This window comes from Marinobacter sp. ANT_B65 (assembly GCF_002407605.1).
Lineage (GTDB): Bacteria > Pseudomonadota > Gammaproteobacteria > Pseudomonadales > Oleiphilaceae > Marinobacter.
In genome coordinates this window covers 588,053-609,432 of sequence record NZ_NXGV01000001.1, presented here as the reverse complement: position 1 = coordinate 609,432, position 21,380 = coordinate 588,053, and the positions used below count along the sequence as shown (strand labels likewise).

The 21,380-nt window shown below is 53.8% G+C and carries 19 protein-coding genes; 6 read left to right on the top strand and 13 right to left on the bottom strand.

Annotation, left to right across the window (positions count from 1 at the left end; all coding sequences use genetic code 11):
* Positions 1-10: 10 nt before the first annotated feature.
* Genes CPA50_RS02950 through CPA50_RS02935 form a run of 4 tightly spaced genes read right to left on the bottom strand, consistent with a single transcriptional unit; the run spans position 11 to position 1,863 of the window.
* On the bottom strand, positions 11-442 hold the full coding sequence (locus CPA50_RS02950; RefSeq protein ID WP_096780971.1) for a DUF3010 family protein: 432 nt from the start codon (positions 440-442) through the stop codon (positions 11-13).
* Positions 443-452: 10 nt separating this feature from the next.
* Complete coding sequence (locus CPA50_RS02945; protein WP_096780970.1) at positions 453-797, bottom strand: PBPRA1643 family SWIM/SEC-C metal-binding motif protein; 345 nt, start codon at positions 795-797, stop codon at positions 453-455.
* Between the two features lie 52 nt (positions 798-849).
* Positions 850-1,455, bottom strand: a complete 606-nt coding sequence (locus CPA50_RS02940) for a class I SAM-dependent methyltransferase (RefSeq protein WP_096780969.1) — start codon at positions 1,453-1,455, stop codon at positions 850-852.
* A gap of 39 nt (positions 1,456-1,494) precedes the next feature.
* The gene (locus tag CPA50_RS02935) at positions 1,495-1,863 is read right to left on the bottom strand and encodes a hypothetical protein (RefSeq protein WP_096780968.1); all 369 of its coding nucleotides are present in this window, start codon (positions 1,861-1,863) and stop codon (positions 1,495-1,497) included.
* Here CPA50_RS02935 and CPA50_RS02930 point away from each other — a divergent pair.
* Positions 1,862-4,108: a LemA family protein gene (locus CPA50_RS02930; protein WP_227519468.1), complete on the top strand. Its 2,247-nt coding sequence runs from the start codon at positions 1,862-1,864 to the stop codon at positions 4,106-4,108. The genes CPA50_RS02935 and CPA50_RS02930 overlap by 2 nt on opposite strands.
* Here CPA50_RS02930 and CPA50_RS02925 read toward each other — a convergent pair.
* On the bottom strand, positions 4,047-5,516 hold the full coding sequence (locus CPA50_RS02925; protein ID WP_096780967.1) for a DASS family sodium-coupled anion symporter: 1,470 nt from the start codon (positions 5,514-5,516) through the stop codon (positions 4,047-4,049). The two genes, CPA50_RS02930 and CPA50_RS02925, sit on opposite strands and share 62 nt — an antisense overlap.
* Positions 5,517-5,766: 250 nt before the next feature.
* Here CPA50_RS02925 and ovoA point away from each other — a divergent pair, with 250 nt between their 5' ends.
* Both ovoA and CPA50_RS02915 read left to right on the top strand, forming a co-directional pair.
* Entirely contained in the window at positions 5,767-7,929 is a 2,163-nt protein-coding gene (ovoA, locus tag CPA50_RS02920; protein WP_179397143.1) for a 5-histidylcysteine sulfoxide synthase, read from the top strand.
* 45 nt (positions 7,930-7,974) lie between these two features.
* Positions 7,975-8,595 carry a flavin reductase family protein gene (locus CPA50_RS02915; protein WP_096780966.1) on the top strand — a complete coding sequence of 207 codons (621 nt, stop codon included), beginning with the start codon at positions 7,975-7,977 and terminating at the stop codon, positions 8,593-8,595.
* A 26-nt stretch (positions 8,596-8,621) separates the two neighbouring features.
* On the opposite strand, the gene CPA50_RS02910 is transcribed toward CPA50_RS02915, so the two are convergent.
* Together CPA50_RS02910 and CPA50_RS02905 are read right to left on the bottom strand one after the other, a co-directional pair.
* Positions 8,622-10,508, bottom strand: coding sequence for a monovalent cation:proton antiporter-2 (CPA2) family protein (locus CPA50_RS02910; RefSeq protein ID WP_096780965.1), 1,887 nt, complete (start codon positions 10,506-10,508; stop codon positions 8,622-8,624).
* Between the two features lie 5 nt (positions 10,509-10,513).
* A complete protein-coding gene (locus CPA50_RS02905) occupies positions 10,514-10,717 on the bottom strand; it encodes a hypothetical protein (RefSeq protein WP_096780964.1) in 204 nt (67 codons plus the stop codon).
* 146 nt (positions 10,718-10,863) lie between these two features.
* Here CPA50_RS02905 and CPA50_RS02900 point away from each other — a divergent pair, with 146 nt between their 5' ends.
* The 3 genes from CPA50_RS02900 (at position 10,864) to CPA50_RS02890 (ending at position 14,885) form a co-directional block, all read left to right on the top strand.
* Positions 10,864-12,081, top strand: a complete 1,218-nt coding sequence (locus tag CPA50_RS02900) for a polyhydroxyalkanoate depolymerase (protein ID WP_096780963.1) — start codon at positions 10,864-10,866, stop codon at positions 12,079-12,081.
* 159 nt (positions 12,082-12,240) lie between these two features.
* On the top strand, positions 12,241-12,984 hold the full coding sequence (gene fabG / locus CPA50_RS02895; protein ID WP_096780962.1) for a 3-oxoacyl-[acyl-carrier-protein] reductase: 744 nt from the start codon (positions 12,241-12,243) through the stop codon (positions 12,982-12,984).
* Between the two features lie 92 nt (positions 12,985-13,076).
* Positions 13,077-14,885, top strand: coding sequence for a PHA/PHB synthase family protein (locus tag CPA50_RS02890; RefSeq protein ID WP_096780961.1), 1,809 nt, complete (start codon positions 13,077-13,079; stop codon positions 14,883-14,885).
* A gap of 4 nt (positions 14,886-14,889) precedes the next feature.
* Here CPA50_RS02890 and CPA50_RS02885 read toward each other — a convergent pair whose 3' ends face one another.
* The 6 genes from CPA50_RS02885 to zapE form a co-directional block, all read right to left on the bottom strand.
* The gene (locus tag CPA50_RS02885; RefSeq protein ID WP_096780960.1) at positions 14,890-16,152 is read right to left on the bottom strand and encodes a sensor domain-containing diguanylate cyclase; all 1,263 of its coding nucleotides are present in this window, start codon (positions 16,150-16,152) and stop codon (positions 14,890-14,892) included.
* A 22-nt stretch (positions 16,153-16,174) separates the two neighbouring features.
* Positions 16,175-17,032: an ABC transporter permease gene (locus CPA50_RS02880; RefSeq protein ID WP_096780959.1), complete on the bottom strand. Its 858-nt coding sequence runs from the start codon at positions 17,030-17,032 to the stop codon at positions 16,175-16,177.
* Positions 17,029-17,913, bottom strand: coding sequence for an ABC transporter permease (locus CPA50_RS02875; RefSeq protein WP_096780958.1), 885 nt, complete (start codon positions 17,911-17,913; stop codon positions 17,029-17,031). The genes CPA50_RS02880 and CPA50_RS02875 overlap by 4 nt, the downstream gene beginning before the upstream one ends.
* On the bottom strand, positions 17,910-19,049 hold the full coding sequence (locus tag CPA50_RS02870; RefSeq protein ID WP_096780957.1) for an ABC transporter ATP-binding protein: 1,140 nt from the start codon (positions 19,047-19,049) through the stop codon (positions 17,910-17,912). The genes CPA50_RS02875 and CPA50_RS02870 overlap by 4 nt, the downstream gene beginning before the upstream one ends.
* 21 nt (positions 19,050-19,070) lie before the next feature.
* The gene (locus tag CPA50_RS02865) at positions 19,071-20,144 is read right to left on the bottom strand and encodes an extracellular solute-binding protein (protein WP_096780956.1); all 1,074 of its coding nucleotides are present in this window, start codon (positions 20,142-20,144) and stop codon (positions 19,071-19,073) included.
* 101 nt (positions 20,145-20,245) lie between these two features.
* Positions 20,246-21,373, bottom strand: a complete 1,128-nt coding sequence (gene zapE / locus CPA50_RS02860) for a cell division protein ZapE (RefSeq protein ID WP_096780955.1) — start codon at positions 21,371-21,373, stop codon at positions 20,246-20,248.
* Between the last annotated feature and the right edge of the window lie 7 nt (positions 21,374-21,380).

The window sequence follows — 21,380 nt, the reverse complement described above, 5'->3', positions numbered from 1 at the left end:
GCAGCAACTGCTATTTTGCCAGATGACCAACATATGCTGCGACAAACGCGGTTTCCTGAAACACCTTCAGGCCAGTCTCAGAAAATGGAACAGGCATAGGACTGGAGGCCAGCGTCGATTTGATGGTTGCCGGTGATAACAGAACAACCTCAACATCTGCCGCCGGTATTAGCTGGATAGCGGCTTCCATCTTGAAGCTGATCGCACCGCCAGCAAACTTGCCTTTAGGCATGCGTTCTTTGATCGCAACTTTTTTAACACCCTGTTCGGCCAGAAACTCTGTGAAAGAGGCCTGAAACTGCAGCAAATCTTCGCGCGTGTGATTTTTCTTCAGCGTAATTTTGCGAACCCTTGTCTCCGGCAAGGTAAACTGCCCCATATCCATGCTCAGTAAACACACCACGGCATCACTGCCGCTCAGTTCAACACCACAAATAAGCATAGCCAAGCCTCTAGGCACAACACTTCTTGAATTTAAGACCGCTACCGCAACTGCAGGGATCGTTCCTGGACGGCAGCTTTGCCTGTGTGATTGTGCCACCCTTCTTCAGAATGGCCGTAAGCTCAGCAACAGATTCAACAGCGCCCTCGTTAGTATCGAGCGTGATGTCTGCGTACAACCGGGCTTCTGCTACCAAAGCTTCAACCTGCTGTTTGCGGGCCTCACTGGTAACCACAAGCTTCAACGGGAATTTTCTGCTACCACTTTTCTGGCTGGCGTTAGTCTGAAAGCCGCCATAGGCCGTGTGATGCTGGCGCGCATCCTGCCGGCCCTTGAAAAAGAACTTGTCTGACATACTGGGATCCAGAGATAGGGGAGAAGGAAAGGAACGCCTAGAATACCACTGGCTAGCACCTTGAGGCGATCAGCAAAAACACCGGGTAGTTTCCCGTTTCCCTCTTGATCACACTGGCAGACACCACCTCTACATTATCAAAGCCGGCGCGCTGTGCAGCGGAGGCAATCCCGCTCCGGTCAAATCCGCAATGGAATACCCCTGTGTCTTCGGTATGGAAAGAGCCGTCTTCCTTATCCAGATCGGATATGGCAATAAATCCACCTGGTTTCACCAGCTCATGGAAGCGCCGGAACATGGCTTCTACGTCGCGCACATGATGCATGGTCATTGAGGATATAACACCGTCAAAACGATCCTCCATCGTCTGCTTTTCCAGATCCAGCTCCCGAACCTCCAGTTCACAAGCCAGCCTGTCTTGTTTCTCCGCAAGCTGCCGGTTCATGGCGGGCGAAATATCCACCGCGGTGATCTTGCTTACATGATGTGCAATTCGTTCCAGAAGCAATCCCGTCCCGGAGCCAAAATCCAGCAAATGCATGGACGGATCCAGACTGTTTTTTTCAAGGATCCTGTTGGCTATGTTACTTACATTATCGACGCGATCGGGGCTCTGCTCGTATGCCTGAGCCTTGTGGGCAAAAAAGTCGTTACTCATAAGCACCTCGAGTGTGCAGTATTCCCAGGTACGCAGGGATTAGCCCAGAGCGTCAGGCACCAGGCAGTTAATCAACGTGATCGAAAGGTCCCGGAAAACTGCGTCCGAAGACACTGTATCCGGAAAGCGGTCGTACACCCCCCGCCGGCAAGTGGATGTGCGCGCCTCAGCCCCACTGACACATGTAGCATAGGCTTCAGAGCCTTCTCCCTGGCCTGTAGCTTTCTCGCAAAGAGAAGGCACCTGAGTAATAATCCAATCCGCCGCCATACCAAGACCAGCGGGGCTGGACTCCAGGTTGGTGAACCTTTCAGCACCAACCACTTGCGGCTGTTCACGGGACTGATCCCAGAGAACAAACACCAATGCTGCTGATACCAGAGCAACAGTAACAATCGGGAATTTCATGAAAGCCTTTATGGGACTAGGTGTTAAACAAATCATTATAGCGCTGCTGGGGCTGGCCTGTCTGGCTGGTTCGTATCACCTCATGCAAACCGGGCTTGATGAGCTTAGCCAGGCGCGCCAGATGGAGCGCATGCCAACAACACCCATTGCCGCGCTGACAAACGGTCCATATGTCATCGCCGGTGAAACCGGCAAATCCCTGGGCATTCTGACCACACCCTACTCCGGCTCCGAAGCCGTTTACTACAGATACAAGCTTGAAGAAGAATACAGGGATTCCGACGGCGACTTACGCACACGAACACTCGATTCCGGGCAGCGTGGCGTGGATTTTCTGATAAGAGATTCCAGTGGCAGGGCAACCATCGCACCGGGCCATGAGCTGGCAGATATTGAATGGAACCTCGAACGCACTTACAGTTCGCGAAGCGGCGACAAGATCTACTCGGAATGGGCCCTGAGGCCCGGTGAGAACGTGCGGGTGATCGGGCGCTATGATCACGAAATCGGGAAAATGGTGTTTGCCGGCCTGGAGGCCTTCAGCCTGCCAGCGCTGGTTTCAGGCTTCACTCTGGATATTGACGGAGGGGGCCGGCTGTTCAGCGCTGCCATCCGGATCTCTGTTGCCACAGGCTTGCTGGCTCTCGGCGTGGCACTATTGCTGATCGCCGTAAAAATACACCGCTTTTGGGTGTACGTGTGGTTGATGAGCCTGGCCGTCTCGGGGACACTCTCTGTTCTGGGCGTATCCAAACTGAACCAGGAATGGCAGGGAATCGCCACACTTTACGAATCCCGCTATCAACATCTCAACGCCGATACGGATAAGGACGAGATCACCCCTTTTGTACTTGCAGACCTCAGTGCCTTGCGGCAACTAATCCAGAAAAGCACCAGCGGGTGGCTTGACAGGTGGAAATACCGGACCCTTGTGGAAAAGCGCCTGCCAATGCCGGAACTGGATGCCAGTACTGCAGAAGAGGCGAGACAAATCGTTGAAAGTCAGCCGGGAGTCAGGTTTCAGCATACGTGGACGAGCCGGGGACTTTCGGCGGTAAGTGCGGTACTGGCCATCATACTCATTCTGGTCGCGATACGCGCTGTCAAACTGAAGCGTTTGATTGAAGCTGTACCTACCTCAAGCACCAGAGGCCTGAGCTTTGGACTTGCCGAACTGAAGGCGATGGTAGACGTGGATGAGACATACCCGCCGGTTCATGACCCGCTTCGCAACGAGAAATGCGTGGCTTATGATTACACCATTGAAGAGAAGCGCGGCTCCGGGAAAGACGCAAAGTGGCACATCACAGAACACCAGAAAGAACGAGTGCCCTTCTGGCTGGAAGATAACGAAGGCCGGGTACTGGTCTATCCGGAAGGCGCCAGCATAGCCTATCCCAAACGCCACTCAGAAATCCGCGACGACAAACGCTATACCGTCAGATTACTGGACACACTGGTCAATGTTTATTGCCTTGGGTTTGCGGGGCTCGACCGCAGGCAACCCGACCGCCTGGCCCTGCAGAAGGATGGTGATTCGCCCTTCCTGATCACTACAAAAAAAGAAGAAGACATCGTACTTTCACAAGGTTCGGGAGGGTTGACCGGCACAGCCTTGAGCCTCGGCCTGTTCCTTTTTTCCGCCACTGTTTTGCTGGCAGCTGACGGCAGTTTCAGCCCGGACAACCTCCTGCTTTCTGCTCTCGCCGTGCCATTGGTACTCTGTGCGTACCTCGGCGTTCTGCACTACAACGATATAGTTTTCCTGAAAAACCGTGTCGACAGGGCCAGCGCCAACATCGACACCATACTCCAGCAACGCCATGATCTTTGGCCCAACCTTGAGAAGGTGGTGAAGACGTCACTGGCTCATGAGACGGCGCTGCTTCAGGCCATTGCCCGTCTGCGTAGCGCCAACCCTGCAGAAATGAATTCTGTGGAGCAGGTGGACAAACTGCTGAGTGCTGAAAAACAGGTAACCACAACGCTACTGGCCCGGATAGAGGGCTACCCGGACCTGAAAAACAACACCGTGATCAGCAAATTCATGGACATCATGAGCGAGACAGAGAACTACCTGGCGCTGCTAAGGAGCAGCCATACCGAGAGCGTAATGATCTACAACACACGCATTCAGTCCTTTCCGGACCTGATTCTGGCAAAGCTGTTCCGGTTCCGGCAATTTACCAGTAACCCAGCAACTTCCACCAGAGACCACCAACTACCACCCAAATGGTCAGATTGACCAGACTCATTACAAATCCGGCTTTCCACCACTCACTCAACCCGACATAGCCGGAGCCGAAAATAACTGGCGATGTGCCAGTGGCGTAATGGGTTAAAGTCATCATAATGGATGAGGTGGCAGCCATCATCAGCACGAAGGCCATGGGCGGAGCACCCAGGCTGAGGCCAACCACCAGAAAGGCTCCCATCATCGCGGTAATATGGGCGGTGGTACTGGCAAAGAAATAATGGGAATACAGAAACACCAGAATCAGGAGTGCAGTGGAGGCAGGCCACGCCAGCCCCGTACTGACGATGCCGCTCTGGATAGCGCCGGAGAACCATTCAATAACGCCCAACTCGTTAAGCTGAGAGGCCATCATCACCAGTGCGCCGAACCAGACGAGCGTATCCCAGGCACTTTTTTCGGACAGCACATCCTTCCAGTTCAATACACCCGTAACCAACAGGATCGACAAGCCCACAAAAGCAGTCGTGGTTGCATTCAGTTTGAACGACGCGCCGAAAATCCATGCCGGCACATCCGCCCATAACAATAGCAAAACAACAAATACACCGAGCATAATGCCTTCGTCCCGCGTCAGTTTTCCCAACTGTTCAAGGCGATCACGAGCGAAGTTCACCGCATCCGGAGTCGATTTGATCTCCGGTGGGTACATTAAGTAAATCACCAATGGCATTAACGCGATAGCAACGAGGCCGGGCAAGAGCATCGCAAGGGCCCAGGTCGTCCAGCTAAGACTGATTGCAGCTCCGGTCGCATCAGCAATTAATTTGACTGTTAGCGGATTGGGCGCAGTGGCGGTAATGAACATCGCAGAGGTAATAGGATTGGCATGGTAATTAACCAAGGCAAGGTACTTGCCGATCTTATTAGTATTGCCATCGTCCGGCGTGCAACCAAAACTCTTTGCAATGGACAGCATGATCGGGTGAATAATGGCTCCCCCACGAGCTGTATTGCTGGGCGTAACCGGCGCTATAACCAGCTCCGAAAGGGCCAGACCATAACCGATTCCAATCGTTCGCTTGCCAAACATGGCAATAAAGTAATAGCCAATCCGTTCTCCAAGCCCGGTCTTGATCAGCCCCCGGGAAATCATGATAGCTATAGCTATAAGCCAGATCAGAGAGTTGCTGAAACTACCCAGGGCATCACGAATTGCCGTGCTTGGGTTATCACTGGTAACACCACTGGCGGCTACCACTGTAATCGCCACTATCGAAATAGCGCCAATCGGCATCGCCTTGCCAATGATGGCGGCAATCGTCGCAACGAATATAGCCAGCATCAGCCAGCCTTGAGCAGACACGCCCTCAGGCGTGGGGATTAACCAGATAGCAACCCCGATGGCAATAGCAATAAGCGACGGCCACGGACGAAAATCGGTTGTAGCTGAAGGCATCACAACAATCCTTTGGTAGTTTTGGTAAACAACTCCATTCCAATCAAATGATTTGAATCAGGAAGGAACAACGATAGGCTATGCTTTGATACACAGTGCTGCAAACAGTCAGACGGAGCACCCGGCATTCAGCTTGCGTGATGGCCAGAGTATTGGCATACACGTAAAATAACACCCAGCGCTGAACCACTACAGGGTGTAGAACCGTATTAAAAGCTGATCTAACACAGGAAAAGGAACGCGTTCGACCATGACCTCACCAATCCAGGGCACCGAACCCCCTGAAAAAACACCCGAAACGCGGCCAAATGCACCTGTGCTGTACAGAATGCCCAGGCTGGACACTGGTAATCCGGGCGAAAAACGCCAGGAAATAGCTCAGTATTTCCTGAACACCTTTGACACATACACTCACCTGTTCAGCTGCCTGGTTGATGACGATGGGTTCTATCAAAAGCCCATACCACTGCGACACCCGCTTATATTCTACCTGGGCCATACCGCAACATTTTTCATTAACAAACTCGTACTGGCAAAACTTCTGCGCGAACGCGTTGATCCACATATGGAATCAATTTTCGCCATAGGTGTGGACGAAATGAGCTGGGACGATCTGAACGATGACCATTACGAATGGCCCGGTGTGCCCCAGGTAATGGACTATCGTGCCAGGGTGCGGGCAATAGTGCTTGAACTGATCGAGACCCTGCCTCTGGAGATGCCCATTAACTGGGAGAGCCCTTGGTGGCCGCTGATCATGGGCATGGAACACGAACGCATTCATCTTGAAACCTCCTCGGTTCTGATCCGGCAGCAAGATCTTGCCAGAGTCCGTTCGCACCCTGACTGGCGCCCATGCCCACAAACAGGGGAGGCGCCAGCCAACAGCCTGATCAGCGTTCCGGCTGGTACAGTTCGCATCGGCAAGGCTTACAGCGATGCTTATTATGGCTGGGATAACGAATACGGCGAACACCAGGCCGAAGTAGAAAAGTTCAAGGCCAGCAAGTACCTGGTAAGCAACCAGGAATTCCTGTCATTTGTTGAGGCTGAGGGCTACAGGCAGGACAGGTACTGGAGCAATGAAGGGCGCTCATGGCGCGATTTCGCAGGAGCAAAACACCCCACATTCTGGCGCTGGCATAATGGCTGGCACCTGCGTCTTATGACTGAAGAAGTACCCATGCCCTGGGACTGGCCTGCAGAAGTGAACTACCACGAAGCGAAAGCCTTTTGTGAGTGGAAGGGCGAGCAGACAGGGCAACCCGTTCGTATGCCCACAGAAGATGAATGGTATCGGTTGTGCTCAGAAGCAGGCGTACAAGAGGTTGGCCCCTCTCCTGCCAACGCCAACCTGCATCTGGACCACGGAGCATCTTCCTGCCCGGTAACATATTACAGGCATGGCGATTGGTTTGATGTTGTGGGCAACGTTTGGCAATGGACAGAGACGCCAATCTACCCGTTCGACAACTTCAGGGTTCATCCGCTTTACGACGATTTCACCGCGCCTACCTTTGATGGCCAGCACAACCTGATCAAAGGCGGCTCATGGATTTCATGCGGCAACGAAGCCCGCCTGTCCGCTCGCTACGCGTTCAGACGCCATTTTTTCCAGCACGCAGGGTTCCGGTATATCACCTCAGATACAGAGGCGGTCGAACCCAATGCTTATTATGAAAGCAACAAGCTTCTCGCCGAATACGCAGAGTTCCACTTTGGTGATTCTTCGTTCGGCGTTGAGAATTTTTCAAAAGCTCTTGCAGACCTGGCACTGGATGCCATGCGAGGAAGGACCTCACATAAGGCATTGGATCTGGGATGTGCCTGTGGCCGATCCAGCTTCGAGCTGGCGCGCCAGTTCGACGTGGTGGAAGGTATCGATTTTTCAGCCAACTTCATAAACCTTGGTGTCGAAATGGCAAACCGGGGCTCCGTTCGATACTCACTCACGGAAGAAGGCGATCTCGTCAGCTACCATACCCGATCGCTCAAAAGCCTGGGTCTCGACACCTACGCAGACAGAGTTTCGTTTCATCAGGGCGACGCCTGCAATCTCAAGCCCACATTCACCGGTTACGACCTGGTTCTTGCGGCCAACCTGATCGACAGGCTGTACCGGCCAAGGCGCTTCCTCGACAACATACATGAACGCATTAATGATGGAGGCCTGCTGATTATTGCTTCGCCTTACACCTGGCTGGAAGAACATACGCCAAAAGAGGAGTGGATTGGCGGCTTCAAAAAAGACGGGGAAAACTATACAACTCTGGATGGCTTGCGGGACCACCTCTCCGGGCACTTCCGGTTAACAGGAGAGCCCAGAAAGGTTCCCTTCGTAATTCGGGAAACCCGGCACAAGCATCAGCACACCTTGTCTGAGGTTACAGTCTGGGAACGGTTGCCACGCTGACAAGCGTGGCCCCGCCCCGCCCGCCTAACTAACCGAGAGCGTTTTATGCCAGGAAATATTCACTTCTACGAACCTGCCCAGGGTCATGGACTGGCCCATGACCCGTTCAACGCTCTGGTGGCACCACGCCCGATCGGGTGGATATCATCCATGAGCCGTGAGGGGGTCCTCAACCTCGCACCTTACAGCTTCTTCAATGCTTTCAATTACACTCCCCCAATCGTTGGATTCTCCAGCATTGGCTACAAAGATTCCGTCCGCAATGCAGAAGAGACGGGGGAGTTCTGCTGGAATCTGGTTACCCGCTCGCTCAGCGACGCCATGAACCAGACCTGTGCAGCTGTCGGGCCTGAAACTGATGAGTTTATCCTCGCAGGCCTTACACCAAAGCCATCCCGGATTATCTCGGCACCGCATGTTGCGGAAAGCCCGGTAACTCTGGAGTGCAGGGTGTCGCAAGTACTCCGGCTTGCGGGCGCCGACGGAAAAACGGTGGACACCTGGATGGTTTTCGGTGAGGTAGTTGGTGTGCATATAGCGCAGCACCTGCTCAAGGATGGAGTCTATGATACGGCTGCGGCAGAACCGGTAATGCGGGGTGGGGGCCCAGCTGATTACTTTACCGTGGATGCAGCACAGAAATTCAAGATGTACCGGCCCGGATAAATCCCGGGCCAGTCTATACAGCCAGGTCAATGGTGTTCCGGCGGCGTCCATACCGGAACATCCTCAGGCTTTGGCTCGCCCCAGTCCCGGTGCATGGCACTGCTCAACGCCTCTTCCAGCTTCATGAAAAGCTCACCATAGCGGGGACCGAAGTTGATACCTTCCTCGATTTCCTTCCAGGCTTCAAACAACTGATCCTTGTGGGCCTGCTCATTGTCGACAAACGCCCAGGTCATCTGCCTGGCCCGCATCGGGTGAACACCTATAGCTGTAAGAGCATGACCGCCGAGTTCCAGGGCAGAGTGATAAGTCTCACTTATCACATCGTCAGCCCCCGCCTGTCGAAGCTGGTAGCCATGACCACGGTCAAACGCCCGAGCCAATACCCATACGCCGGGGAAGAATTTCTTCGCGTGTTTTACTATCTCTACAGCGCGCTCCCTGTCATTGATTGCCACCACCAGCAGGCGGGCCTGCCCAATACCCGCGGTTTCAAGCAAACCGGGGCGGCTCGCATCACCGAAGAAGCTTTTGATGTTAATTTTGCGAAGATTTTCAATCTGCTCAAACTCGTGGTCGAGAGCCACAACAGGAATATCGTTGGCCCGCAGCAGCCGACAGATTACCTGACCAAAACGCCCCACTCCGGCCACGATCACAGGTGCCTGCTCATCAATGGTGTCCGCTTCCCGTTCATCGTTCGTGGAACGTCGGTAACGGGGCAAAACAACCCGATCGTAAACAATAAACAGCAGCGGCGTGAGAAACATGGACAACGCAACAACCAGCGAGAGAATCTGAGCGATATCTGCCGGAATCACCGAACTCTGGACACCATAGGCAAGCAGCACAAAACCAAACTCGCCTGCCTGTGCAAGCCCAAGGGTAAATAACCAGCCGTTGCTTCCACGATTCCTGAATATCAGCGCCAGTATGAGCAAGATCAGTGCTTTTATCACAATCACCGCTAAAACCAGCCCAGCAACGATGCCCCACTCGGCCACAAGTACCCCGAAGTCGATTCCTGCACCTACGGTGATAAAAAACAACCCCAACAGCAGGCCCTTGAAGGGCTCAATACTGGCTTTCAACTCATGACGAAACTCACTGTTGCCCAACACCACACCTGCCAGAAAAGCTCCCAGGGCGGGCGAGAGATTCACAACGCTCATCAGCGCTGCAATACCGATAACCAACATTAACGCCGTAGCAGTAAAGATCTCACGCAACCTGGATTGCACCACATAACGGAACAACGGCCGACTCAGATAGTAACCACCAACAATAACGGCGGCGACTGCACCCACAACAACCAGGGCATGAGCCCATCCTGGCAGACCATCAACCAGGCTCAGGCCGGATTCAGGGCTGGCAGCCGGGCCGGAGCCTGCCTTAAGGCCAGGCAACGCCAGCAGAGGGATCAGTGCAAGCATAGGAATAACCGCAATATCCTGAAACAACAACACTGAGAAGGTATTGCGTCCGCCTTCTGTCTTCGCCAGGCCCTTCTCTTCCAGGGTTTGCAGCACGATAGCGGTAGACGACAGCGCGAAGATCAGGCCTACCGCCAGCGCGGTCTGCCACTGAAGCCCAAACCAGGTGGCCACCGTCATGCCAGCGGCGGCGGTCAAGGTTACCTGCAAGCCTCCGAGGCCCAGAAGGTGAACCTTTCTGGCCCAAAGCCTCTTCGGATCGATCTCCATGCCAATCAGAAACAGCATCATGACAACACCAAACTCTGCGAAATGCTGAATGGTGCTGGTCTCCTGGCCCACAAGGCCCATAACCGGCCCTATCGCTACGCCGGCAACCAGATAGCCCAGCACGGAGCCCAGTCCATAACGCTTTGCCAGAGGCACAGCAACCACAGCAGCGAGCAGATAGATAAATGCCTGAATGAAATAAGTGGTCATAGGGCTCAGAGATCAATGAATCTGGGGGTGAGCATCAGCACGACACCTATTGCTACCAGAGCAAGCGTATTCGTTACCAGATACGGATAGAGAAACAGCGCGATACCACAGTAGCGGGCGATCAGACTCGACTGCCTTCGACCGTAGATAAAATAACCGATGCCAACAGAGCTGAAAATCAGGCCCCAAAAAAGGTTAGCGGTTTGCATAGAGCGAAAGTCTCCAAAAGCTCATTGCGCTGACATTTTCAGCCCAGGATTTCGATTCACCAAAAACATGCTAGTGTAATGGCTCGGGCTCGCCAACAGGCGCGCCGGGACAAGGCCTCAAGCCAGAACTCAAGCAGGACAATGCAATGATGTATTTTGCCCACGAGATAGGTCGCGCCGCGTTAAAGCCCATACGCATACTGACAAGTGCCCAGAGCACCCTGCTCCAACATCCCAGAAGCCCTTTGTCCAAAATTCCCGGGGCCCGGAGCATTGCATCCGCCTATAGTGTATTCGGAGATCTGACCCGTCGCTATCCGAAACCGGCCTTCAATCTGAACACAACCATTTGCGATGGCGAGCAAGTCGACGTAAACGAAGCCATTGTCAAACGTAAACCCTTTGCACAGCTAAAACACTTCCAGCGCAATGTCGCACGGCCTGATGATCCGAAACTGCTGATCGTCGCGCCTCTGTCCGGCCACTATGCATCACTGTTACGTGGCACCGTAGAAGCAATGCTGCCAGACCATGACGTTTACATCACCGACTGGCGCGACGCCTGCCAGGTTCCGCTGTCAGAGGGCGATTTCGGTCTCGACGATTACATTGACTACGTCATCGACTTTATCAGTCACCTGGGGCCGGACACCCACGTACTGGCTGTTTGCCAGCCAGTAGTAGCTGTACTGGCAGCCACTGCCATTATGGCAGAGGATGGACATCCGGCAGCACCTCGTTCTCTGGCACTCATGAGTGGCCCAATAGACGCGCGCGTTGATCCCACTGAGCCCTGCAAACTGGCTACCAAGCACAAACTGTCCTGGTTCAGGCGCAACCTCGTACACCCGGTACCAGCCCCCTACCCGGGTGCCTTGCGCAAGGTTTATCCCGGATTTCTGCAGCTGACAGGGTTTGTGAACATGAACTTCAAACGCCACGTTGATGCATATCGCGGGCTGTTCCGGTCAATCCGGGACGATGAGGCCGAAAAGGTTTCGCGGCACCGTGAGTTCTATGACGAATATCTGGCTGTGATGGACCTGCCGGCGACCTATTACCTGGATACCATTCAGAAAGTCTTTCAGGAATTTCACCTGGCCCGCGGCTGTTTCAAATACCGGGGGCGTCTGGTGAATCCAGCGGCCATCCGTGATACCGCGCTGATGACCATTGAAGGTGAAAAGGACGATATCTCCAGCCCAGGGCAGACCCATGCAGCCCACGATCTGTGCCTCAATGTGCCTGACTCCCGTCGCACACATCACCTGCAGCCTGGTGTTGGCCACTACGGTGTTTTCAACGGAAGCGCCTGGCGCAACGATATTTCCCCCCGATTGAAGGCATTCATCCGCGCAGCCTGAGCGGATGCTTTGAGCTAATTTCTTGTAGCACCTCTGGTGCTCTGCTAGCTTGAATTATGAGTGCTCTTTGCACCGCCCCTGTACAGCCGGCGGGGCACTCTCAATGGACAATAATAATTAACCAGATCGCAGTGATCAGATCACTCGAAGGAGAGCGTCATGAAAGACCTCAAAGGCAAGGTAGCCATCGTCACCGGCGCCTCTCGTGGCATCGGTCGGCATATCGCACTGCAACTTGCCCAGCGCGGCGCGGACGTTGCAATCAACTACTGCTCCCGTCAATCCGACGCAGACAAGGTCGTTCAGGAACTTGAAGCGGCAGGCGTCCGGGCACTGGCCTTCCAGGCAGACCTTTCCGGGATGCCCGCGGCCCGTGACCTGATACGTAAAGTCCATGAACAGTGGGGGCGCATCGACATCCTGGTGAACAACGCAGGTATCACCCGCGACAAGTCCATGAGAAAGCTCACCGATGACGACTGGAACGCTGTTCTCGACACCAACCTGGGAAGTGTCTACGCAACCTGTTCGGAAGTGCTGAACGTCATGATGGAACAAAAGTACGGTCGCATTATCAACATCACCTCATTCGTCGGCCAGGCCGGCAACTTCGGGCAGGCAAACTACGCAGCCAGCAAGGGCGGCATCATTGCGTTTACCAAGACCCTTGCACTGGAAATGGCAAAGCACAACATAACCGTCAATGCTATTGCGCCAGGTTTTACAGAGACCGAGATGCTCGCTCAGGTACCGGAGAATATCCGCGAACAGATTATTGCACGAGTGCCAATGGGCCGTTTTGGACAACCGGAGGAAATCGCCCGGGCTGTTGTATTCCTGGCCGCAGAAGGAGACTACATCACCGGCCAGCAGATTAACGTCAACGGCGGTGTGTATATGTAATACCGCGTCGCGGTAGACGCATTGGGTTCATGCGCCTACCGCCGTTTCTGATAGACCGCGACCATAGTGAGCGCGGAGTGGAGACTGTGTCCATGTCTGAAAAACCGGTTAAAGTTACATCCTCTTCTGAATCCGATCCCGACACCGTGCCAGAAACCCTGATGCGCGCTGGCGTGCACGGCAGAAACCTGCTGAAGCGTTCAGTTATGCGCAGGTTCCGTCGCAGCCCCCCCAATCCTGCCAGCATCAAAAGCATGGCCAGACCCTTTGTTTCTCTGGCAGGAAAGCTGGTAACCCAACCGGACACCCTGATCCTTGCCCAGATACGCCTGCTCAGGGACAGTTCCCGATTCGGGTGGGGCGTACTGACCAGTAGTTTACGCAGCAAGCCGCTTTCCGTGGCAGAACCAGATCCATGTGACGGGCGCTTCCGTGATCAGATCTGGAGTGAGGCCATGGCGTTCAACGTCATCAAACAGGCTTACCTGCTGTCGAATCGATGGGTCATGGACACCATCAACGATGTGCGCGGCCTGGACGACCACACCAGGCGAAAATTACAGTTTTTCACCGGTCAGATGACTGACGCCCTGGCACCAAGCAACTTTATCCTGAGCAACCCGGAGGTACTGCGGGCAACCGTTCAGAGCAGGGGAAAAAACCTGCTGCGGGGACTGGCCAACCTGCTGCGCGATCTCGATGAGGGCAAGGGTCCTGTGCCCTTTCGCATGTCCGATCCGGACGCCTTTACTATCGGTGAAAATCTGGCTAACACGCCTGGCGACGTAATCTATCAGAACGAGCTGATGCAGCTCATTCAATACCGCCCAACTACAAAAACGGTGCATCGCCGTCCGCTGCTGGTTATTCCGCCCTGGATCAACAAGTACTACATTCTCGATCTGGGAGAGAAAAAGTCGTTCATACGCTACTGGGTGGAACACGGCCACACAGTGTTCGTGGTGTCCTGGGTTAATCCGGGGCCGGAGATGGCACACAAGAGCTTTGAAGACTACATGCTGGAGGGGCCTGTCGCCGCCATGGATGCCATTGAGCAGGCTACCGGCGAGCGCGAGCTCAACACCGTCGGCTACTGCATTGGCGGCACCCTGCTCGGCTGCACCCTGGCCTGGCTCGCGGCCCGGGGCGATGACAGGGTGAAGAGTGCAACATTCCTCAATAGCATGATGGACTTCTCAGACGTCGGTGACCTGGAGGTATTCATTGACGAGGATGCCGTCAGTAAACTTGAGAAAGCCATGAACAAACAGGGCTATCTTGACGGAGCATCTATGGCGACAGCATTCAATATGCTGCGGGCCAACAGCCTGATTTGGTCCTTTTTCGTCAACAATTACCTGTTGGGCCGCGATACTGCACCCTTCGACCTGTTGTACTGGAACTCAGACGCTACCCGAATGCCCGCGGCCATGCACAGTTTCTATCTGCGCAACATGTATCTGCACAATCGTTTGCGTGAACCCGGAGGCATTGAACTTGCCGGCACCCCGATTGATCTCGGAAAAATCAAGGTGCCGAGTTACTTCGCATCGGCCATAGAGGATCACATTGCCCCCTGGATCTCATGCTATCAGGGCTCCCGGTGCCTGGGCGGCCCGGTGCGTTTTGTACTCGGTGGTTCGGGGCACATCGCTGGCATTATCAATCCGCCTGACCGGAAAAAATACGGCTACCGGCTGAACGACGACAGCAATCTGAGCCCGGATGACTGGCTGGAAGGCTCCAGGCAGCTTGAAGGTTCCTGGTGGCCAGACTGGATAGACTGGGCTAAGCAATATAGCGGTGGTGAGGTGAAGGCCCGTGATACCGCGAAGGGGAAACTCCCGGTGATTGAGCCTGCCCCCGGGGCATATGTGCAGGATTCCCGGGAAGAAAGCTAGCCTGTCAGGGTGCAGAACTGCCGGCTGAATAGAAACTGATATTGTTTCTGCCCATGCTTTTGGCGGAGTACATCGCAGCGTCTGCATTTCTGATCAGTTCAACAGATGTGTGTCCATCAGAGGGGAACATGGCAATACCTATGGAAACGCCTATCTGAAGCACTTTACCAAGAATTTCCGTGGGTTCACTGAGTGAGTTGACAATACGGTTCGCCACGTCGGCAATTTCACCTTTCCCCTGTGGATTATTAACGAGGAATATAAATTCATCGCCGCCCACACGGGCCACCGTATCGGACTTGCGCACCAGTACGAGCAGCCGTTTCGCCACATCTTTCAGAAGCTCGTCTCCGACATGGTGACCAAGCCGGTCATTAACGAGCTTGAATCCGTCGAGATCCAGAAACATCAATGCAAATTGACTGTGTTCACGAGCTGAATTAAACAGTTTCTGATCAATCCGATCCGTCAGCAATGTACGATTGGGCAAGTTGGTCAGGGCATCGTGAAACGCCAGATGCCTGATATGTTCATCTTTACGCCAGAGAGCCGTAATGTCGTTGAATACTGAAACATAGCGCACAGGGTCGCCGTTATCATCGGGCACCATGCTGACAGTCATCCGCAGCAGATAAAGCTCTCCATCTTTTCTGCGGTTCCATATCTCGCCTTTCCATCGGCCGCGGGTTTCTATCTCATTCCACATGGCTTCATAAAACGCCTTGTCGTGGCGGTTAGACCGGAGAATGCGGGGATTTTCCCCAACGGCTTCCTCAGACGTATAACCAGTTATCGCGACGAAACCCGGGTTAACTGACAGGATCTTCCCGTCAACATCACAGATCAGAACACCATCAAGCGTATTCTCAAAAACACACGCGGCCAGTTTGAGCTTCGCCTCGGTTTCTTTAAGAACGGTTACTTCACTGGCCTGTATCGAAAACCCTCTGACCTTGCCATCGGCACCAACATCCGGGATATAGTGCCCGATAATGTGCCCCACACTTCCATCGGCCTTGTTCAGAGTACGTTCAAATCGTTGCGATTCACCGGCAAGAACTCCGCGGAGGTGAGGCTCATTCAGGGCAAACAATTGCGGGCTTACAAGATCCTGAAACCGGATCCCGACAATCTTCTCCGGCGGCATCCCGAACCAGTCGCTGAAGGCGTTGTTAGCATAGCGACAACGTAAATCCGTATCCCAGTAACCCATCATATTCGGCGTGCTGTCGATGATAGTTTTAATAAACTGCTCGCCCTCGCTCATACGCCGGGCCTCAGGGAAGACATCACTGCTTTTCCAGCCGTTGCGTAAAGAGAGAGACCAGAGCCAGGCATGCCGACCCGGCCATCAGCAACACTGAAACCGCATTCAATACCGGTGTAGAGCCTTCCCGTAACCGGTCAAACATGGCTATGGTCAGAGGTGCGTCTGAGCCCACCAGCATCAGGGTCGTATTAAAGTTTTCAAACGACATCAGGAACGCCACTATGCCAGCACCAAAAAGAGCAGGCTTCAGAAATGGCAGAGTCACCGTTGCGACAGCGGTCAACCGACTGGCGCCAAGGTTCATTGCGGCCTCCTCCTGGGTAATATCAAACTTTCTCAAACGCGCGGAAATCACCAGAGTTGCAATGGTGGTGATAAAAGCAAACTGGCCGAGTGTCACCAACACCAGCCCCGGCCGCAGAGCTTCAATATCATAATCAAACTGCACCTCAAACCAGTTAGCCACAGTACTGCTGAACACCAGAATTGAGACCCCAAGAATCACACCCGGTACCACCAACGGCATCAGCATGAGCACATAGAGAAGGTTCTTGCCGGGAAACTGCTCTCTCTCAAACAGAAACGCATTGCAGGTGGCAAGTGCCAGGCTTGCCAGCGTTGTCACAACCGCAACCTGAACACTGATACCGATACTTTCGAGCAAGGCGTCATCATGGAACAGACCGAGCCTGGGCGAACGCTCGCCGAGGTACCAGTCCAGGGTAAAACCATTCCACGGCAAGGATGGAAACAGCGAATCATTGAAGGAAAATGCCGCCACCACTACAAGGGGCGTGATCAGAAAGATGAAAAACAGTACCACATAACACAGGTAGGCCCCCCGAAAAAACCGACTGCTGGATATAGAGGGAATCATGACATCACCCGTGTAAACGACTGCTTGGTGATTTTCAGACCTAACCAGACAATCAGTGACGATAGCACCAGCAACAAAATGCCAAAGGCGGCACCCTGCTCCCAGTTAAAGCGGGTAATGAACTGGGTATAGATCTGTTCAGTAAACCATAAACTGTCTTTGCCCCCCAGCAAGGTCGGCGTCAGATAGTTCCCTAGCGTAAGCATAAACACCACAATGCAACCGCTCATTATGCCAGGCATGGCATGGGGGATTACAATGCTCCTCATCACGTGCCAACTGCTTCCCCCAAGGTCGTAACCAGCTTCGATCAGGCTGTTATCCAGGCTGTCGAGCGTGGTCACCAAAGGCACTACCATAAACAACATGGAGGTATAGATAAGCCCCACCATGATGGCCGCATCGTTATAAAGCAGCTCAACCGGCTGGTCGATGAGTCCCAGCCACTGCAAGGCTCCGCTGACCAGCCCGGTTTCCCGCAGTAAAATCATCCAGCCGTAGGTTCGCACCAGTTCGCTCACCCAGAAAGGAATCAGACACAAGATAAACAGCGCAATCTTAGGCCTGCCGCTCAGCATCTTGGCTATATAAAACGATACCGGAAAGGCAATAATCAGCGTAAGCACTGTGGCGATAATGGACATAACGGCCGTGCGGACAAAGGTATTCCAATACAGGGGTTCGGCAAAAAAGGCGGTGTAGTTACTGAAGCTGAATTCGTATTGCCTCGATGCAACGCGCTCCCGCAGAGACACCAGAACCATATCGATATGTGGCAGGATAATCAGCAGACCAAGCCAGAGGACAATAGGCGCCAGCAGCAACCAGAAACCGAGACGATACTGCGTCCGGTTGAAGCTGCCTCCAGGCTCGGCACTCATTGTACGGCCTCTGGCGACACAGGAAAACAAAGACACTGATTCGCCTGCCAACTCACATATACCGAACGGCCAGGCTCAAGGGCGTGGAAATCCGCCGTTTGAGGGAGTGCCACCGTGAGAACAGCGCCTTCGGCCGTTTCCACCTGAAGCTGACTGCGCGCACCGTCGAACAACATGCGCAAAATTGTGACCTGCAGGCAGTTATCCTGTTCAGTCTCCGGCTTCGCCATGCTGATCTGCATCACTTCCGGGCGGATGAACACCGTAATGGGCGAACCTGCTGGCATCGGCTGGCTGCTACGGCTCAACAGCCGCACACCCTGTTCCGTCACAACACTGATGGTTTCACCCACCTGCTCCTCCACCTGCCCTACATACTGGTTGCTGTCGCCGATAAAGCTCGCCACAAAGGCCGTTTTGGGCTGGTAGTAGAGTTCCTGCGGCGTACCCACCTGTTCAAACCGGCCTTTATTCATCACCGCAACCTGATCTGACATCACCAGAGCTTCAGACTGATCGTGAGTGATGTACACAAATGTAGTGTTGAACTCCCGCTGCAGGCGTTTGAGCTCAATTTTCATCTGCTCACGCAGCTTCAGGTCCAGGGCACCAAGAGGCTCGTCCAGTAATAACACCGCTGGCTTCAGCACCAGACAACGGGCAATTGCTACCCGCTGCTTCTGCCCACCGGAGAGTTGATCAATGCGTTTATCCCCAAAGCCTGGCAGTTGAACCTTATCCAGCACGTCATTGATTAAAGCCTCGTGCTCTCGCCTGGGAATACCTTTGCGTTTAAGCCCATAAGCGATGTTCCCGGCAACAGTCATAGTGGGAAACAGCGCCAGATGCTGAAATACCATGTTAACCGGGCGCTTGTTCGGAGGCGTATGCAGTACTGAATTGCCTTTGATCAGGATATCGCCGGCATCCGGCTTCTGGAAACCTGCCAGCATTCGCAACAACGTGGTTTTACCGCAGCCAGAGGGGCCAAGGATGGAAAAAAATGCGCCGCGGGCAATACTGAACGACACTTTATCGACAGCGGCAAACTCACCAAAATGCTTGCTCAGCAGGGTGCAGGCGAGATCGTCCTGCACCTCCGCATTGGCATCCGAAACGAATGCTTGGTCCGACATAGAGTACAACCCTGGTTATTCTTATTTAGAGGCTTTTACCCGATCGAGCACCTTGCCTTCCATTTCTTCCAGACCGGCTGGAACAGGAGGGTACCAGTTAATATTGTCAAGGTCGGCTTGTGGGAAACTCTCCTTGAACTGAGCCTTCAGAGTATCATTAACGAAATCATCGCTACCCTTTGAGGCCGTAAAGTTACCCGCGGATTCAGTAATACGGGCAGCAATTTCCGGCTGCAGTACAAAATTAATCCACTTGTAAGCTGCATCTTCAGCTTTGGTTTTACGAGGCAGGACAAAGGTATCGATCCAGCCCAGAGCACCGGACGCTGGTGCAACAAAGGTGATATCCGGGTTTTCGGAGTTAAGCTTCCAGCCACCTGCGTCCCAGGCCATTGCCGCAGACACCTCCCCTGAACGCATCAGGTTCAGCAGAGCATCACCGCCAGACCAGTAGGCTTTAACATTGCTTTTACAGCCCACTAATTTTGCTTCTACCTTATCCAGAATACTCTGGTATTTCTCTGTGTCGCTATAGGCTGCAAAGGGGTCTTCCCCAAGGGCAAAAGCAAAACCAATCAGCGTTGGCCGCTTGAGACGATATGACACAGAGCCGCTCAGGGAATCATCACACAGGTCGGTATAATCCTTCACCGTGGCTGCAGCCTTACGGTTAACAATCAGCCCGCTGGTTCCCCACACGTGAGGAACGCCATAGACATCGCCTTCAAACTGAGTGTTCTTCTCGGTCGCAGCCAGCATGGACGGAATAATCTGTGCTGTCCTGATCTTGCTCATATCCATCGGCTTATAGATATTGAAATCGGCCTGAGCACTTACGATCCGGTCCTGGCTTGGCTGAGCCAGATCGAAACCGGCGCCACGGGTAGCGCGCAGTTTTGAAATCATGTCTTCGTTGTTTGAAAGGGTTACCTTGACCTCAATACCGGTTTCTTTCTCGAACTGTTCAACCACATCCTGCGGCGCATAACCGCCCCAGGTAAGCAGCCGGAGTGTTTCTGCCTGAGCAGAAACAGAAAACGCTGCGGTTACAGCAGTGACCATTGTCAGGTATCTGAATTTACTGAGCGATCTCATAGTCTGGCCTGTCCTTGTATGCGACGAGAAGCAATCTCGGGGAATTCATGACCTTAAATGTAGTGTGTTACAGATTTTTGACAAGTTGCAACTCACACAACTCACTGACCAAAGCGCTGCAGCTGCATTTCCTTCAATCGGCTCAGGGTGCGGCGAAACGGAAAAGCCAATGCACCCTTTCTGTACAACTCGTCCAGGGGCACCGCCGCATCAAGGTAAAGAGGAATACCACGGTCATAGCACTCATCTACCAGAGCAATGAACCGGAGCACTCCGTCATCCATATGGGTCAAGGCAGGCAACTGGCGATCGCCAGCTGCCACCTGGGTTACACCATCTTCGGTACCACGAGCGATCGCGGTTTGCTGACCACCACCCGTGAGCTGGGGCACCTCGCTTAGAAAAACATGGGAAAAACGATCACACAACTCAATAAAATCCTGCGCCGCCAGTTTTTCTTCGCAGAGGTCGTCATAACGGCACCAGAGCGCATGCTGACTGCGTCTTACTACCTTGATTTCACGATGCCCCAGCAGAAAGGACTCACTATGGGCCACCTCTCCATCGATGAGCAATTCGTTCAAGGCTGCTTCCAGGGCGCGCGGTTCCTTAACCCAATAACGTTGCAGGCGCTCCCCGGGGTGCAACCGGTGATCCTGGCCACCATCAACACTCAATACCCGCATGTGTTGATTGAGGGCAGCAATTGCCGGCAACAGGCGCTCGCGATTAAAGCCATCCTTATACAGGTCATCGGGGGCCTGATTGGATGTAGCCACCAGCACCAGACCCTGGGCAAAAAGTTGCTGGAACAGTCCCCCCAGTAACACCGCATCGCCAATATCACTGACAAACAGCTCATCCAGGCACAACACCCGGGCCTCGTCCGCCAGCTCCTGTGCAAGCAGACAAAGCGGTTCTTCCTGCCCGGTTAACTGGAACAGACGCCGGTGCACCCAACGCATAAAATGGTGAAAGTGCTGCCTTCGTGCAGGCACGGTTAAAGCCCGGTGAAAGCTGTCCATCAGCCAGGTTTTGCCCCGCCCCACCGGCCCCCAGAGATACACACCCTGAATATCCGGCTCCCCCGCCAGCAACTGCTCATAGCAGCGCTGCAAACACAGAGCCGACTGACGTTGAGCATGATCGTCCTTAAAACCTGAGGCCAATGCCTTTTGGTAGGCTGCGTAAGGAGAAAGCCCTCCGCCGGCAGAATTACAAAACTTCATAGAACCG